Annotated in this window: 11 protein-coding genes and 2 tRNA genes; 3 read left to right on the top strand and 10 right to left on the bottom strand. The window is 43.8% G+C overall.

What is annotated here, in order from left to right; translation table 11 throughout:
* Positions 1-46: 46 nt before the first annotated feature.
* A complete protein-coding gene (locus H9653_RS00135; RefSeq protein WP_191689619.1) occupies positions 47-2,167 on the top strand; it encodes a DUF3987 domain-containing protein in 2,121 nt (706 codons plus the stop codon).
* 245 nt (positions 2,168-2,412) lie between these two features.
* On the opposite strand, the gene H9653_RS00130 is transcribed toward H9653_RS00135, so the two are convergent.
* The gene (locus tag H9653_RS00130) at positions 2,413-2,784 is read right to left on the bottom strand and encodes a hypothetical protein (RefSeq protein WP_191689617.1); all 372 of its coding nucleotides are present in this window, start codon (positions 2,782-2,784) and stop codon (positions 2,413-2,415) included.
* Positions 2,785-3,972: 1,188 nt separating this feature from the next.
* On the opposite strand from H9653_RS00130, the gene H9653_RS00125 reads away from it, so the two are divergent.
* Positions 3,973-4,128: a hypothetical protein gene (locus tag H9653_RS00125; protein WP_191689615.1), complete on the top strand. Its 156-nt coding sequence runs from the start codon at positions 3,973-3,975 to the stop codon at positions 4,126-4,128.
* A gap of 233 nt (positions 4,129-4,361) precedes the next feature.
* Here the strand turns inward: H9653_RS00125 and H9653_RS00120 are convergent, their stop codons facing one another.
* From H9653_RS00120 to H9653_RS00085, 9 genes are all read right to left on the bottom strand, one after another.
* Positions 4,362-4,700 (bottom strand): hypothetical protein, encoded by a 339-nt coding sequence (locus tag H9653_RS00120; protein ID WP_191689613.1) that lies wholly within the window; start codon positions 4,698-4,700, stop codon positions 4,362-4,364.
* A 447-nt stretch (positions 4,701-5,147) separates the two neighbouring features.
* Positions 5,148-5,234, bottom strand: a tRNA-Leu gene (locus H9653_RS00115).
* A gap of 122 nt (positions 5,235-5,356) precedes the next feature.
* Positions 5,357-5,430, bottom strand: a tRNA-Cys gene (locus H9653_RS00110).
* A 218-nt stretch (positions 5,431-5,648) separates the two neighbouring features.
* A complete protein-coding gene (locus tag H9653_RS12420) occupies positions 5,649-5,783 on the bottom strand; it encodes a putative transporter small subunit (protein ID WP_223808464.1) in 135 nt (44 codons plus the stop codon).
* A gap of 102 nt (positions 5,784-5,885) precedes the next feature.
* Entirely contained in the window at positions 5,886-7,532 is a 1,647-nt protein-coding gene (locus H9653_RS00105) for a sodium:solute symporter family protein (protein WP_223808474.1), read from the bottom strand.
* Positions 7,533-8,433: 901 nt separating this feature from the next.
* The gene (gene fdhD / locus H9653_RS00100; protein WP_191689611.1) at positions 8,434-9,456 is read right to left on the bottom strand and encodes a formate dehydrogenase accessory sulfurtransferase FdhD; all 1,023 of its coding nucleotides are present in this window, start codon (positions 9,454-9,456) and stop codon (positions 8,434-8,436) included.
* A 34-nt stretch (positions 9,457-9,490) separates the two neighbouring features.
* Entirely contained in the window at positions 9,491-11,839 is a 2,349-nt protein-coding gene (locus tag H9653_RS00095) for an FdhF/YdeP family oxidoreductase (RefSeq protein WP_191689609.1), read from the bottom strand.
* Between the two features lie 215 nt (positions 11,840-12,054).
* Complete coding sequence (locus H9653_RS00090; protein ID WP_225211531.1) at positions 12,055-13,023, bottom strand: c-type cytochrome; 969 nt, start codon at positions 13,021-13,023, stop codon at positions 12,055-12,057.
* A complete protein-coding gene (locus tag H9653_RS00085; RefSeq protein ID WP_191689607.1) occupies positions 13,023-14,399 on the bottom strand; it encodes a cytochrome c in 1,377 nt (458 codons plus the stop codon). Before H9653_RS00085 ends, H9653_RS00090 begins: the two co-directional genes overlap by 1 nt.
* Before the next feature lie 247 nt (positions 14,400-14,646).
* Between H9653_RS00085 and H9653_RS00080 the strand changes: the two genes are divergently transcribed.
* Positions 14,647-16,851: a sensor histidine kinase gene (locus H9653_RS00080; protein WP_191689605.1), complete on the top strand. Its 2,205-nt coding sequence runs from the start codon at positions 14,647-14,649 to the stop codon at positions 16,849-16,851.
* Positions 16,852-16,917: the final 66 nt, after the last annotated feature.

Genomic DNA, 16,917 nt, shown 5'->3' with positions numbered 1-16,917 from the left:
ATAGAGCCACACGCCAGCTGAACCAGTCGCAAACAAGGGGGACTAGATGACCACCACACAGCAAACAGCCACCTATGAAAAAGCCCGCGCATTTAGCGCAGGCTTAGACATGGTAAGTCGATTTAATGCAGCCACACGGCAAGGGCTGGCAGATGACAATACACTACTAGACTTATATAACCTATGTGAACAGTTAGGCATACAAGGTAAGCTATTGCACCTTGATAGTGATATTACCATAACCACAGGCTTTGATACAGGTAGGATAGCGCTTACAGCTGGTACGATAGGGCTAGTATTAAGCAGCAATCAAGACCAACCCGTCACCCTTGCCAGCGTCACGCCTAATAGCAGCACAAAGCCTCTAATCATTGACCGTATGCAGCCGTCTGCCTTAATCATTGGCACGTTAAGCCTTGATAGTGAGCTGATAGCCGTTGATAACTTAGATGACGCTGTAATGCTTGCTCAATGCTTAATAAATGACAATGTTACGGTACTGGTAAGCCTTGATAGGCTGTTATTTAATGGCATGGTGAAGCATTTTGCCGAAGCCTACCCCGTTACTATCTTTACCACCATAGATAAGAAAGACAAAATCTGTAAGCCGCTGGCAGGTGCAAACGTCAAAGCGGTTATCACTGTTTTTGATGTGCTGCTACAGTTAGATAACCATTCTACCTATGCAGATATACTAGCGGACAGTGATACAACCATACTCGATCTACAGGCTGAAATATGGGGCGAACCTGAACCATTAGCCAATAATCCAAAAAAGCCCACGCCATACCCTATAGATGCGTTCACAGGCTTATTAAAGCACGTTGTTGAGGTAGTGGCACATTACACGCAAGCACCAACTGCAATCGCAGGACAAAGCGCTTTAGGGGCATTGGCACACATGGGGCAGCGTTTCATTGACGCACCGATGGGACACGGGCACATGCCAACCAGTCTTATATTGATTACAGAGGGTGAGAGCGGTAGCGGCAAGTCACAAGCCATGGGCTTAACTCACTTCAAAATACGTGAGTATGAGAAGCAGCTATATGCTGATTATCTTATTGAACTGTCATCATGGGAGAATGACAGGGTAAGCCTTAAAGGTAAGGAGTTAGCCGACTTCTTAGAGTCCAACCCAAAGCCCCAAAACCCTAAGACCATGTTTAAAGAAGCAACCATTGAGCCGATACTCGATAAATTTATTGATGGCAGTATCAGTAACGCTTCATGGACAACAGACGAAGCCGCCCAATTCTTTAATGGCCACACAATGAAAGGTGACACCGCAGGCAATGCCCTATCATCATTGACGACCCTTTATAGTGATGGTGAGGTGTCCCGTTTACGCTCGCAAAAGTCTGCCTATGCAACACCACATACAGACGCTTACAACGTGCGTATGACGCTATTACTACAAGGACAGCGCGTTATCTTAGAGCCAGCACTAGCCGACCCCGTGATGAATGGACAAGGCTTTTTAGCCCGTGCCTTGATTGCTTGCCCCGAAGATTTACGAGGTCAAAGAGTATGGAACGATGAACAGCGCAATAATGACAGCCCATACGATAATCCGTACTTAATAGAATACTGGGCACGCTGTCAGAGCTTACTTGACCCATTGCCAGCCAATCTGCCTAATGACAGCACAGGCGCACCGCAGCGTATTAAAATGCAATGGGCAGACAAACAGACTAGGCAAGTTTTTAGCGACTTCAAACAGGAAATAGAGGACAGGCAGGCAAAGGGGCAGCCGTTAGAATATCTAAAAGCGTATGCTTCACGAATGGCAGAAAATGCGAGCCGCATCGCCTCACTAATGGCATTCTTTGATGGCCGCAAGACCGTTACCACTGATGATATAACACGGGCCTTTATGTTAGTTGAGTATTCCACCGCTGAACGCTTGCGCTACCTTGATGCAACGCCAACAGGTGAGCAGAACGACAGTGAGAAGTTAAGTAGCTGGCTAGTGGATCAAGCGAGGGGTAAAAATCCGCCTATGTTAAATCGTGCTGATGCTTACAATGGCGCACCTAAGCCAATGCGGAAAAATAACAAGGTGCTACAAAATGAGTTAGATAACTTGGAAAGTATGAGGCATATCAGACAAATCAAGGAAGGGCAAAGAAAGATTATAGAGGTAAACCCTAAGCTTTATAAATAATACTATTACCTGAAAAACGTGCCTTTTTTGCCTAAATACCCCTTAGCCCTTACAGCTAGGGGGTTTTACTTAGTAAAGGCATTTGCCTAACCGTGCCTTTTTTGCCTAAACCGTCCTGGAAACAAGCCCATTTAGGCACAATAAAGGCAATTTAGGCACGCTTAGGACAGAGGTGTTACTAACTTAAGGCTATACGTTATAAGGATTTTAAGCGATTTAGGCAGTTTAGGCACGTTTTTACAGTATCAATCATATTTATAGCGGTCACTATCGTCATAGAAGTTGTTCTGACGCTTTAGCTTTCTAGTGTCATCCTCTACCTCAGACAACCGATCACACAACCTATCTGCTTTAGCCTCCGTTCTTTCTTGCAGTCTATCCATAGCAGCATATATCTTGGCATATGTTTCTTCATCCCGGTCTATTCTCATATTGACTAGCTTTTCTAGGTTATCAATGCGCCATGCTTGCCATAGCACAACCAATATGAGCAAGGTATTGAACTTATTAAACAGCACTACCATTCCCCACAGAATGAGTAATACTATTATTGCCCCCGCTATCCACTTCAACCAATATTTCAAAATGACACCCTCAACAATGTTTGATAACCCCATCTTATACAATACCACTGCATCATGCCTCGCAATTTTGAATCGACAGCCCTAAGGTTTCCCTAAGGTTTTAGATAATCACCCAATGAATCAGTAGGTTTTCGGACATCTTAAGCATGGCTGAAAATGAGTGGTTAGCAAGTGGTAAAGATAGGTTTATGGAACAGTACGCGCGCGTGAGGTTTCCCCTAGTTTTTAGAACCTATAAAAGGGATAGATAAGTCCAAGTTTGGACGCATCTATTTTGGGTTCTATTCAACTCCCGCCAATGACGGAAGTTAAGACATGACATTATCGCCAACGGCAATCATGATAAACAAGGTGAGTGACAGAAATGTGATTTACGCTTGGAACAAATGCCACCAACTTTGGTGTTATCTAATTTTGTCAGTCCGCAATAGAGTAGATGCGCTCAACTTTGCTCACATCTATTCAGGCGCTATTAAACAACAAGATAGATGGGCTCAATATTGAGCGTATTAGCACTCATGCCAACTGCGGTCATGCTCAAACAGCTAGCTACAAACCTGAGGTTTCCCCTAGGTTTTCCTTAACGCTGGCAAGCCCAAAAACCTTATAAAACCTTACATCTAACGCGCAGCTCGCCGATTTATTGAATTACCGCCAAAGGCTCAAATCTCCACAGTTGGTGGGAATCTTATTGCACGCAGCGCATGAATCAAGACTTTTTGGACATCTTAGGGCAGACTTTTTAGAGTCCATAAAAAGGGAGGAATAAATCCAAGTTTGGATTCATCTAAATCAATCCCAGTCACCAATGGGGGCTAGGATTAGCACCGTCCAAAGTTGGGCGTTAATAACTTCACACCCTCGAAATGATGACGAACCCCAAAAAAGCCATAAGATGAGAACCTGTTAAAACCTGTTATTCAGAAAGCCGCTGACTTAATAAAACTTAAGGTTAGGACGGTCCAATTACGGCCCGTATAGATAACCCCAAAATTGGGGGCATGTTCACCAATGATGAATTTTGCGAGTCCATAAAAAGAGCATGAAATAAGTAAGCTACAATAGAAAAAAGAAAATTTGCTTAATGATTTAGATAACCTTGAGAGATAAACATGCCAGCAATAGCCACAGCGTCAAACCTCAGTCACCATTCGAAACTAAAAATATCGCACTATCGCGATCAACTAACACGCCAAAAGGCTAACAGCATACAAGTGGGGTATGAGCGACGCGGCAAGTCATACAGTTACAGTATTCAGCTATCAAGAACGCCATGCAATTATGGTGGTCATCGTCACTGGTGGCTTTGCCCAAAGTGCAGCAAGCGAGTGTCAGTATTATATTGTGCCGGCTTGTATGTGTGCAGACATTGCATAGGCGGTAAGTATGGCTCACAGCTTGAACAACCTATTGATAATTTGTTTAGGCGATTGAATGCGATTAGGACACGGTTAGGCTGGCAAGATGGCATCATTCATGGCATTGGTGAACGGCCCAAAGGAATGCACCGAACTACGTACAATAAAATAATGTGCGAATATATGAACCTGATGGAAAAAGTATTAGGAGTGCAGCGTAAGATGCTTAATTTAGATAGTAGGTGAGTAATGCTAATCCGGCCATAAGTCACCACCGAAGCCGCAATGACTTCTAAGAGAGTCTTTTAATATTTTGACTTGGTCGGTCTTTACCTCTAAAGCCTCTCCTACATTATCTATGTGTTCTTGGCATGAACTGCTATACCAGTCATCAGGTGAGCAATAATAGTTTGTATCGAGTGTTTCATATTCATAAGGCTCAGTCTCACGCTCATAGTAGCTTATAGCTTCCTCTATATAAGCACGACAATTGATAGGCAAGTTAGAATCTGAACCATATTCAGGCTTACTATTTGAATCACTACATGCGGTCAAGAAAATCGCAGTAAGAAAAATAAAAAGCTTATTCATAATGATTGGACCGATAATTAAATATTTTTTGATAGTATCATGACAATCAATTACAAAATAATATTCAGTCAATATAATACGTATTGAATAACAGCAAAATCAAAAACGATTGTTGGTATTATGGTTGGTATCGTCTTATTTCAAAATTTATATATCTATATAAATCAATGCTTTACGTCTATAGTTTAGTTTCCGCCATCTCCACCAAATATTGAAAATCCGATCATTTAATGTGGTCGGATTTTTTTTGGTTTAAATGTACTACTAAGTTTGGGATGTGAAGTTCTAATTATAATAGAACGGTGATTAGCCTATCTAGTGATTTTGCAAACACAAGAAAAGTACTATTCTCTTAAGATTTTTTTATATCGATAAATAACAGAGTTATAAATAAGAAATTTAGGAAAAGAAAAAGGCCTCCAATTGCTTGGAGGCCTTTTAATATAATGGTACCCGGAGCCGGACTTGAACCGGCACGCTATTACTAGCGAGGGATTTTAAATCCCTTGTGTCTACCAATTTCACCACCCGGGCAAAACTTGTCTTATCTAAAAGTAAGCTTTCTACTTATTAGATAGTGGTCGCTATTATAAGCATTTCCATTAATAAAGCAAGCTAAAATTAACGTCATACTTATATATTTATAGCTAAATAATTGGAGGCTGAGGTCGGAATCGAACCGGCGTTAACGGAGTTGCAGTCCGCTGCATGACCACTCTGCCACCCAGCCAATCAAGGATGCCTATATTAGCAAAAATAATTTAAATTACAAGTCATTTTTTAACGAAACAGCGCTTATTTGCTAAGTTGCCGCTATTTAACCATAAATGAGGCATTATTTGAGCCTTAATAAGGTAAAAGGATAGCAAAATTGGTGCAAATGAAGTCATCGCCAAACCTAAATTCAGTGATGACTTGTTAAATATAACTATTTTAGTTTAACGCTTGCTAGACAATATCTTGATTATTACGTTTTGCTTTTTTGAAATCGCGATAAGTTGCGGTACAGATTAATGTCAGCACCCCAAGGGTAATCGCCGGCCAGACGAGGATATAAAATCCATAGATAAAGACGTTGTCCATGATGTCTCCTTATAGTGTTTATACAAATTTTTTGCTTACTAGACTTCAGTAAGAATGGCTAACCAAGCATTGGTTAACCATCAATGCCTAATAAGATTTTGCTTAAGTTTTTGGTAACGTTTTTGCTTGCGGCTGTTTATCGTAGTTGCCCACCCGCTGTTTAATGAGGTCAAAATCAAAATGCTCGTCACCCATAAGGCTGACAATCACGCAGACGATGGTACTGGCACCGTAAGCGGTCAAGGAGGCCAACAAGACCATATATTGGCGTAAAAAGCCGGTGGCAAAAATGAGCATCAGTACTAGCGTAATAGCGGCGGCGACCATACCGATTTTGCGTCCTAAAAAGCCAAAGACCATGAGTCCAATCACGACAGCAGCGCCAACACTGGCCAAAATCTCAAAGAATAGTGCGGTGAAGCCTTCAATGGGAATCAGCTCAAAGCGTGCGACGCAAAATAATAACAACCCGACGATGACGGCTGAGGTAAAGGCCACATTGGTCACGCGATTCCAGAACACACTGGCAATCACAGGGAATACAATGGTGCCCCATAATGCACCAACGAAGACCAGCATGACCAATATATCAAGCTTAAAGCTAGCGAAAATCAATCCAGCAGCGGTGGCAATAATCATGGTTGAGCGTCCAACCAGCATCATGGTTTTTGGTTTTACACGCCCTTTAGCGATATTTTTGCCATAAACGTCCGCCATCATAATCGTTGATAGCGCCGATAAATCTGAGTCAGCGGTTGAGGATAATGAGCCAATGACCAAAATAAAGAACAAGGCAATAAATACCGGATGCAAATAAGTACTAACCATTTGCGGGATTAAGTTATTCATATTACCATCGAGCGGTTCAATACCAATGGTCAAAGCCATCAAACCAATCATACCAAGACCAATGACGATGCCCGCGTAGCCGACCGTTGCAGTGACAAAAGTGGCTTTGATTTTGGTTTTATCAATGGCAAATAATCGCTGGGTAATGGTTTGGTTGCCGATGGCATAAGCCAATACCGCGACAAAATAAGGCGCCCCTTGCTGAAAAAAGGCTTCAGAAGAAAACAGGTTTTGCTGCTCTAAGGTTAAGTTTGATAAGCCGCTGACCATGACCGCAGGCCCGCCCATGGCAAATAGCACGGCAGGGATGATGATGACTCCAATCGCCATCAGAGCCACCAATTGAGCAAAATCGGTAAATACGGACGCTCGAAATCCAGAGGTCAACGTATAGCTGAGCACTCCGACACCTGCGATAATGACGCCGGTCTGAAACGATAACGGTGATAATACTGATACCAAAGCACCAGCAGCGGTAAAGTTGACCATCAAGCTAATTAAGCTGCCCATAAGGTTAGATATGGCTAAAATTAATTGGCTTGATGATCCGTGGCGCGCGTGGATAAGTTCACCTAAGGTGTGTCCATTAGGAGCAAGTTCGCGAAAGCGCATGCCAAAAGGGTAGATGAATAAAATCATCAAAGCGCCCCAAAAACCATAATGTAGCGGTCCTGAAACGCCGTATTTATAACCGGAGGTTGCAGCCGCATAAAACGAGGCTGCCCAAATCCAAGTTGCAGTCATACTCGCCGCGCCCATGCCGAAACCGACACCATGACCGGCGACCATAAATCCAGAAGTGGTTTCCTTATCTTTTTTAATCAATAAAGACAGCAGGTAAGTACCGCCATAAAATCCTAATAAAAGTAAAAGAATGGTGATTGATGAAAATTGGAACAATGACTCAGTTTTCAAATTCATACCTCGCAATTGTTTGAAGAATAAAGGTTTGCAATAAAAGTCATGCCACAAACTGTTAGGAATGTAATAGGACGCATTGGTTCTATTCGCTGCTTGTATACAGCGCACAAGCACTCAATGAGGCAAGCCAAACGCTCACGTTAAATGTGATGCCGCTTTTTTATTTAGCACAGTCCGTTAGACAAATATTTGCAAAAAAAATAGACTAAAACTTTGTCTTAGAAATAACGGCGGCAACTCTCAATAGGCGTCTGTTAACGGATTGACCATTACGCTGTCAAGTGAGGCTTACTCGATAGTAACGAGACGCTAAAAGACGCTTATTGACTAAGTATCTCTAGCAAAAATACGGATAAGCACTGAGCCTAAACTGCTTGGGCGGTGCTAGATGGAGCTGTTTATAGTAGCTGCGTTAAGCAATAGTTAGGATAGATTTTCATCCCTTTATTGCTTGTGAGCGAACATCCGCTGTCGTGATAATAAGTAAATTTTTACGGCAGTTATTGCCAGTATTTACTCGTCATTGATAAATAAAACTACAGCGATGTTAAATTCTCGTAACATGTTTGTGCGGTAAGAGTAACCTATTCTGTCTGCTATCTCAAATTTTACCGCAGACTTTTTAGTCAGCCAGCATTAAGATAATCTAATAGATCGTCATTAAAATGGTTATAATAAGCAGAAGAGGTTAGGAGAAACTATGAATTTTAAACAAATTTTCTTGTATCAAGGAAAGGATAACGATAAAGGCTAGGGCTCTTTTAGGAACTTACAGGGAGAGTTAAGTTGAAGTAAAAATAAGTAGAAAATAGTTATTGCTTAGCGGTTTAGTGATAGAGTTAAATGGTTATAAAAAAAGAGTCGCCGCTAGTTTGTCGGTTTAAGCGTCCTCATAATTAGTATAATAAGTAACTCGGTCGTCGCGTAAAAATCCTGCCAGCCCCAAGCCATAGCGCTCAGCAACCCGTACCGCAGTGCTAGTCGGTGCAGACATGCCGACAAGCCAAGGTAGGCGACTACGAATGGCTTTTTGCACCAGCTCAATAGACAGCCGTGATGTCATCACCACGCATGTCAGCTCTGCCTTATGGCGTAATTGCCAACCGATGAGTTTATCGAGGGCATTATGGCGTCCGACGTCCTCGAATAGATATAAGTCAGCGCCTTGCATGGTGGCAGCGGCATGTACTGCACCGGTTAATTGATGCGTGTGTTGTGCGGCGTTAATATTTTGTCGTACTTGCAATAGATAATTTAGAGTAGGAGCGGTGGGTTGCGACATTTTTTTGGCTGATTCTAAGTTTGGCGCTGAATAACTGCTTAAATCGGGAAGTGCTTGCGTCAGTCCTGTGATACCACACATTCCGCAGCCTGTACGTCCTGCTAGCTGCCGCTTTTGCGCTTGAATACGCTGATGACAGCGCTGATTTAATATCAGTTCTACTACATACACATCATAGTCTTGTAGCTGCGTTGAAAACTGCTCAAAAGTAGTCGTTGCAGTAGCCGAATCATCCGTTAAGTCATTGCTGAATCTCTGATAACTTTCGATATCGGTCAGTTGCGTTATTTCCCAATCTAATAATTCATGACTATGATGAATTAGCCCTTCACTGTATAAAAAGCCAATGGCAAGATATTCAAGCTGATAGGGGCTTGCCATCAATATCGCATAATGGATACCATTAATGATAATCGCAACGGCGGCCTCTACTGCTAGCATTGCTGATTTATCATCAATCTCTATTTCTTTGGCTGCATAAGTGGAGTTTTCAGTAGATAAATAACGATGTTTTTGTGCCAAATGCAGCCGCGATAGTGGCACTGTCTGATTATCCATTGACGCCTCAGCAGCATCTGTTGCCAAAGTATCTACTGTCGCTAAGTTATTTTTATTGACCATTATTTTAACCATTATCGTAGGACATTAAGCGCTATTAAGCGGTAGCTGCCAAACTGCCTTCATTAACGCGCTGTAAAACAACAGTAACCGACTTATAAGCCGGTGTCCTCGAGTCAGGAGCATGACTGTCCAAGTCAATAAGGTCGTTACATTCAGGATAATAGGTCGCCACCGCGTTGGCAGCGATGTCCATCTCAGTAAGTATCAAAGGACCCAAGGTACGCCGCTCATCCTTGCTGCCTTGCCGCGATACTATGACACTATCACCTTTTTGCCAGCCTAAACGCTTGATTTCATCGGGATGCATAAATAACACATCGCGGCGGTTGGTTTGGCGATAGCGGTCTTTAAACCCGAAAATCATGGTGTTAAATTGATCATGACTACGGACGCTAGTCAATTGCCATACTTTTTGCTCAGTACTTTTTTCGATATTTTTATCTTTAAAATTGTCGCTCGTGTCATTGCTATGATAGTCCGCGCTAGTTTGTGCCATTTGCGCGGCGACATAAGTAATCGGATATTGCGGTACTTCAAATTGGGCTTTACCACTATCGGTATTCCAAACGCGATGACGTGCTGGGTGGTATAAATGAAAACCGCGCTCGCTTTCACGGATACGCTCATTAAAGTTCTCAAAGCCGTCAATAGCACGGGCAATATAATTACGGATGATATCGAAGTCGCTACCCATGGTCTGCCATGGAATTGACGAATCAGACCCAAGCACATGGGTTGCCATATCAGCCACAATTTGCGCTTCAGACTTTAAATCATCACTAATCGGTTTTAGACGTCCTTGCGTGGGCACAATCTGGCACATAGAGTCTTCAATCGTCGCAAACTGCTCGCCTTTGGCCGTTATCACGCGTTCGGTACGCCCTATACATGGCAAGATAAGGTTGTTTGCACCCGGATATAGCATGGTTTCATTGAGCTTGGTAGCGATAAAAACATTAAGCTGAGTAGTGGTTAAGGCGGTTTGAATCGCACTCTTATCGGGTGCGGCAACGGCATAATTACCGCCCATACTGATAAAGGCTTTAAGTTTACCTTGCATCAATGCTTTAGCTCCAGCAATGACATCAAGTCCATCTTCTTGCGGCATAGGGCGCTTAAATACGCGCTCAAGGCTATCAAGTAGGCTTTGTTTAGGGCGCTCATGGATACCCATAGTGCGATCGCCCTGCACATTGGAGTGACCACGAACGGGCGAGGCGCCTGCACCATCGATACCAATCATACCCATCAGTAGCAGCAAATTGGTAATCATGGCGACATTATCTTCGCCTTGGACGTGTTGGGTAATGCCCATGCCCCACGTACAGATAGTGGCAGGACTGTCTGCCACGAGCTTGGCAAGGTTGATGATGTCTGCTTGCGTAATACCAGAGCCAAGCTCAATATCTGTCCAAGATTGGGCGATCAGCCATTGTTTTAAATCATCAAATCCTGAAGTATGAGTGCTAATAAACTCACTATCAATCTTATCATTTTCTACCAGCCATTTAGCCAAACCAGTCAATAAAGCGACATCACCACCGATTTGAATTTGAATGACCTCATCGACCATCTCATCGCTTTGTCCTGCAGCCATATGGGTTGGTTTTTGCGGATTTCTAAACTTGCTTAAACCTTGCTCACGCATCGGGTTGATAGAGATAATACGGCAGCCTTGTTTATGAGCGTGCGCTAGCATCTCAAGCATACGCGGGTGATTAGTGGCAGGATTTTGCCCAAACAGCATAATCAACTTTGCTTGCTCAAAATCTTCCAAAACCACGGTGGCTTTACCGACGCCTAATTGTTTGCCGAGCATCACTGACGTTGGCTCATGACACATATTGGAGCAATCTGGCAAATTATTGGTGCCAAAACAGCGTACAAACAGCTGAAACATAAAAGCTGGCTCGTTGGTCACGCGTCCTGAAGTATAAAATAAGGCTTCATCTGGTGAATCAAGATTTTTTAAGACATCAGCGATACGCTCATAAGCGGCTTGCCAAGAAATAGCGACGTAACGATCTTGCGCTGCATCATAATATAACGGCTCTGATAAGCGTCCGCTATGCTCAAGCTCATAGCCTGACCAACTTTGCAGTTCGGTCACGCTATGTCTGGCAAAAAACGCTGCATCTGCGCGTTGGTTCATCGTTTCACTGGCAATGACTTTGATACCGTTTTCACAGACATCGATAACTTTATGGGTCTTATGGTCAGGCCACGCACAGCCCGGACAGTCAAAGCCGCCCTTAGGCTGATTGCTATGTAAGACGCTGACACTACCGCGCATAAACGCCTTGTAATCCATCAGCTTACGAGTCGATGAGATCAGCGCTGGCCAACCAGCAGCAGGATGGGTATAAACAGGGATTTTGCGCATGACAGACCTCATAGGCGAATGGCGATAAGTAAGGGCTACTATAATAAGAGTGATTATGTTAAGTGCTACTACATTAAGTGCTACTATATAATGGCTGATAAGAAATATTGACTTTCATTACTTATAGATAACAAAAAACCTCAAAGCAAATGATGCGTTTGAGGTTTTTCTGTTTCATAAATCAGCATGACTGATATGTTGTCAGGCTAGCGCATTTAATAACGGGCATCTTTAGGTTTGTTACCGTTTGGCCAGTCATTTACTTTACCAGCAAAGTCGGGACGCGGTTGATGGGTGAAAAATTCAGCGACATCGATCGCATCTTGGTCACTCAGCACGTTACCATGACCCCATAAGCCTTTGGTCTGAATGCCCATCGGCATATTGTACTTAACAAAAGCCGCGGCTTTATAAGTACGCGCCAACCCAGCGCCAATGTTAAAGGATTCATCGCCCCATAATGGCGGGAAGACAATATCGCCGCGACTGTCTTTCATGCCTTCGCCGTTATCACCATGACAGGTGGCGCATTGTACTTGGTAGATTTTTTCACCGCGTACAGGATTGCCAACCAAAGATTCATCCACTTTACCAGCGTTTTGGATATCGACCTTTTGTTCTTTCGGCGTATTTTGTGACAGCCATTTCATATAGGCCAACATTGCCAACATTTCAGGTGATTCAGGTTTTAAAGGTTTGCCATTCATCGAACGCTGGAAGCAGCCATTAATACGCTTGGTTAAATCAACTTCTTTACCAGCACGTGGCATCACGCGTGGGTAAAAGTTATAACTGTTGATGTAGGGGTCGCCAAGCGGGATTTTACCTTGCGAGATATGGCAGCTATTACAGTTCATTTGCGCGCCGACGTGCTCGGGCAATAAACGCTTGGTTTCGTTTAATAAGCGTTTGCCATAAAAAATCTCATCAGCGTTTGGCTCATCCAAGATAGAGGTATCTTGCGGCAGCACATAGGTACCGACATCTTCGTTGGCATCATCAGCAGTAACTAAGCCATATTTAGGGGCATTTTGCTCGATAGGCTCTGGCTGTGAGCAACCGCTACTGATAGCGGCGATACTAATCACTGAGGCAGTCAGAACAGCGGTGGTCAGTTTGCTTATTTTCATTTTCTGAGAGATAACGCTAACAATAGCAGGCAGGTTGTGTGGATAGTTTTTCATTATTTTGCTCCTTTTGTTTGCGCATCAATACTTAAGTCTGGGGCGATATCGGTGCTGGTTTTTGGTTTTTTAGCGAGGAAAGCACGCATTTTTACCACATCATCAACACCAATTTCAGGCGCTTGGTTGGTCCAGCTATTACGTACATAGTTGACCACTTCTGCTACATCCGCATCACTTAGGTTAGTGAATTCAGGCATGGTAAAGGCCATGCGGTCGTGCGGAGTTTCTGGCATGCGACCACCGCTCAAGGTGATTTGTAGTACAGAGTCGGCATTTTTCGCATATACCGCACTATTGCCATCAAGGGCTGGGAAGATACGCGCCACGCCTTTACCATCGGCACGGTGACAAACTTGGCAATACTCGGCGTACAAGATTGAGCCGCGCGAATCATAGTTGCCATCAAGCAGTTTTTGCGTGGTAATGTCTTTTTTCGCCGGCAAGGTTGTTTCTTTATTTGGCGCGGGCGTTAAAGTCTTTAGATAAGATGACATGGCGTTGATATCATAGTCTGTCATATATTGCGTGCTGTGCTCGACCACTTCGGCCATAGCGCCAAAGGCAGCCGTGGTGTCAGTGCGACCGGTTTTAAAGAAGTCATTCAATTCTGCGACCGTCCACGTACCCAAACCGCGATGCTCACCGCGAATACTTTTGGCGCGCCAGCCATCGATAACCGCACCGCTCAAATATTCTTCTGAGTCGGCATTATTTAAGGCGATTTCTTGGAAGCCAATACCGCGGCCAGTATGACAAGAGCCGCAGTGCCCAGGACCTTCAACTAAGTATTGTCCACGAGCCAACACTGCATCATCACTTTCAGCGACAAAGTCACGTTTTGGGTCAAACATTGCTTGCCAGTATGCTAAGGGCCAGCGCCAATTGGTCACCGGTGGTAGCTCGCTTTTTAGATTGGCTTGCTTGACGGGTTTGACGTCTGACATAAAAAAGGCGTACATCGCGGCCAAATCTTCATCTGGCATAAGCTGATAAGAAGGATAAGGCATCGCAGGGTAAAGGGCTTTATTATCACGACGCACGCCATGCTTGACGGCATTTTTAAAGTCAGTAAAGGTATACTGACCAATACCGGTTTCTTTATCAGGGGTAATATTGGTTGAATAAATGGCACCCAGTGGTGTTAGCATAGGCAGACCGCCGGCATAAGTTTCACCGTCAAGGGTCGTATGGCAGGCGACACAGTCAGCGGTACGCGCGACATATTCCCCTTGTTTAATAAGAGCAGGGTCGGTGATATTGACCTCGATGTCACTGCTACTCGTGCGCATCTTAGGTAGTATTTGCCCAATGATAAACGCTAAAATCAGCCCGACAATGGCTGCCATAATAATGATTAATGGCCACTTTTTCATAAGCCTGCCCTCCATAAAAATAGTCTATAAAAATATTACTGCGCTTACTGTCGCTATCTATGTTGTAAGGCTTATTGGTAATGCCTGATTTTTATATTCGATAGCAATCATTAAGCTCAGCCAATTAAAAGATACAATCTTGCTATGTAGTATAGAATATGGCGTAATATGCTGATATTGTGGAAAACCACATTAATCATATGGTTTTAATAAATTTTACAAACTTGGACGTCTTAAGTCGCAAATAATGCCTATAAATACCATTGATTTTTTATCGAAAATTGCGCTTAGAACCATAACCTTGAGGGTGTGGAAAGCGTTGCAAGCGTTAATACCCTTTATGGCTCTGATGGCATTAAATGCTTGCTTGGTTATGTCGATGGCAAACGCCCAGACGTATTATATAGGCGTGCTGGCGCCGCAAGGCGAAACGGTTGCGCAAGAACGCTGGCAACCTTGGCTTAATCAGCTTAACGAGCAGCTACAAGAGGACACAGTGGTCTTGGTGCCGCTGGCGCTAGAGAATTGGCAGCAGGAAATTGAGGCGCAGCAGTTTGCCTTGGTGCTTGGTCCACAAGTACAGCTGATTAAAATGAATACCACCCATTGGCGCTGGCTTGCGACCTTGCAAGCCGATACGGCGCCAGCTAAATTAACTGCGCCTGCTGATATCAATGGTAAAAACTTTAATGAAAAAGGTTTCAGTAAAACCGCTGATAAGCAGTTTTCCGCAACGGTTAATCTAGCCAATGAATTTAATAAGCTCAGTCAGGGTAGTCCGTTAAAAGAACCTAGCGCCATGGAAGAAGTGGCCAGTGCACTTTGGGTAAAGGCAGACAGCGGCATTTATCAGCTGCAAGATTTGCAGCAGCGTAAAATTGCTGCCGTCGATGCCGAGGCTTTTGGTGGCTATCTATTGGTCGCGCATTTATTACAACAAAACGGCGTGCCGTCCAACCGTTATCAGACCCAGTTTGTCGGCTATCCTATTGAGCGCACCTTACATGCATTGGCCAGTGGCAGTGTAGACGCAGCAATAGCGCCACTTTGCTTGATGGAAGAGATGGCGCGGCAAGGGAAAGTTAGCGAAAAACAATACCGCCTTATTCACCCTGTGGCGACCGCTTCTAGCTGTCAATCTTCAACGCCTATATATCCAAATTGGACATTGGCGGCGACCGAGCAAGCGCCAAATGCTTTGGTGCGACAGATTAATCAAAATCTATTTGGTACAAGTCAATCAGAGCAAGCGTTGTTAGGAATAAATCAGGGCTGGCTACCACCCGAATCGAGTAGTAATGCTGAGCGTATCCTCTATGATATGAACCGTCATCCCGCCCAAAAGCAGCTGGGCGCGCATATGGTTGAATGGGTAAAGGCGCATCGATTGTGGATGGCAGTTATTGTTTTAATTATTTTGATATCAACAGTAAATTATGCGTGGATGAGTTGGCTGGCATGGCGACGGCGGCAAAAAATAACCCTGCAAAATCGATTGATTCGTGATTATGACCAGCAGCTACATCAATCAGAACGCTTCGCTGTCATCGGTGAGATGAGTGGTTCAATCGCCCATGAAATCAATCAGCCGCTGGCGACCATTCAAAATTATGCCCAAGGATTACTGATTCGCAGTCAAAACAGTCAAGAATGGACAGGGTTGGATAACAACTCTGTAAATAGTCTGCATGCGGTAGAAAAGTCTCTGACTGACAAACAAGCGACAGAAACTGCGCTGCAGCAAATTGTCAATGAAACCGAGCGGGTCGCGGCTGTTATCAGTAATATTCGGCACTGGGCAGGGCGCTCTCAGCCGAAAAACGTTCAATTGGATATCGCCACCACCTATGAGCAGTGTATATTGCTACTTGGTGAAAAAGCCTCAAGTATTGGCTTTTGGTTAGCGAGTGACTACCAGTCTTTGCAATTGCCAAGCCTAGTTCTTGACCAGTTATTGATGAATAGTATGCTCAATGCTCAGCAGCAGGGGGCGACACAGATAATGTTACGTTGTCAGGCAAAAGATTATAATGGTAAATCTTATATCGTATTGCATATAACCGATGATGCAGGCGGTTTTGATGAAGCGCAGTTGCTTGACCATAAACCGTTAGAGGGTAATCAGCAGTTAGTTGAGGGTCAATCACAACAGCGTCTGACTAATAAATACGCCACCAAATCGACCAAAGAAAATGGTTTAGGCTTGGGGCTGATGATATGTCAGCGTCTATGCAAGCCGCTTGGCGGTATGATGCAGCTTGGCAATATCGAAGTGCAGCAGGAGCTTAATACTATTCAAGCGTTAGGCGGTTATCAGCAACGCTTAAAGCGGTCGTTAAATGGTAAAGTGCGCTTGATAAAAACGGAAAACACTCATCCATTAGCAAACAGGGTAGGTGCGCAAGTGTCTTTTTATCTGCCGCTGCATTTGGCAGATGATGTTGAGAGATAAGATAATAAAAACAGAGCTATGTAAATCCAAGTATTTATAAAATCTGCAAATAAACTTAATCATAAG

The sequence above is a fragment of the Psychrobacter communis genome (assembly GCF_014836505.1).
Classification (GTDB): domain Bacteria; phylum Pseudomonadota; class Gammaproteobacteria; order Pseudomonadales; family Moraxellaceae; genus Psychrobacter; species Psychrobacter faecalis.
Note: the sequence above shows the minus strand (reverse complement) of the source record. Positions and strands in the feature narration are given on the sequence as shown.

Bases quoted from the DNA above. Each gene is read 5' to 3' on its own strand.
- H9653_RS00130 (WP_191689617.1), bottom strand. From the start codon at position 2,784: ATGGGGTTATCAAACATTGTTGAGGGTGTCATTTTGAAATATTGGTTG.
- H9653_RS12420 (WP_223808464.1), bottom strand. From the start codon at position 5,783: ATGGACAACGTCTTTATCTATGGATTTTATATCCTCGTCTGGCCGGCG.
- H9653_RS00080 (WP_191689605.1), top strand. From the start codon at position 14,647: ATGCCTATAAATACCATTGATTTTTTATCGAAAATTGCGCTTAGAACC.
- H9653_RS00125 (WP_191689615.1), top strand. From the start codon at position 3,973: ATGAGCGACGCGGCAAGTCATACAGTTACAGTATTCAGCTATCAAGAA.
- H9653_RS00085 (WP_191689607.1), bottom strand. From the start codon at position 14,399: ATGAAAAAGTGGCCATTAATCATTATTATGGCAGCCATTGTCGGGCTG.
- H9653_RS00090 (WP_225211531.1), bottom strand. From the start codon at position 13,023: ATGAAAAACTATCCACACAACCTGCCTGCTATTGTTAGCGTTATCTCT.
- H9653_RS00120 (WP_191689613.1), bottom strand. From the start codon at position 4,700: ATGAATAAGCTTTTTATTTTTCTTACTGCGATTTTCTTGACCGCATGT.
- H9653_RS00095 (WP_191689609.1), bottom strand. From the start codon at position 11,839: ATGCGCAAAATCCCTGTTTATACCCATCCTGCTGCTGGTTGGCCAGCG.
- fdhD (WP_191689611.1), bottom strand. From the start codon at position 9,456: ATGGTCAATAAAAATAACTTAGCGACAGTAGATACTTTGGCAACAGAT.
- H9653_RS00135 (WP_191689619.1), top strand. From the start codon at position 47: ATGACCACCACACAGCAAACAGCCACCTATGAAAAAGCCCGCGCATTT.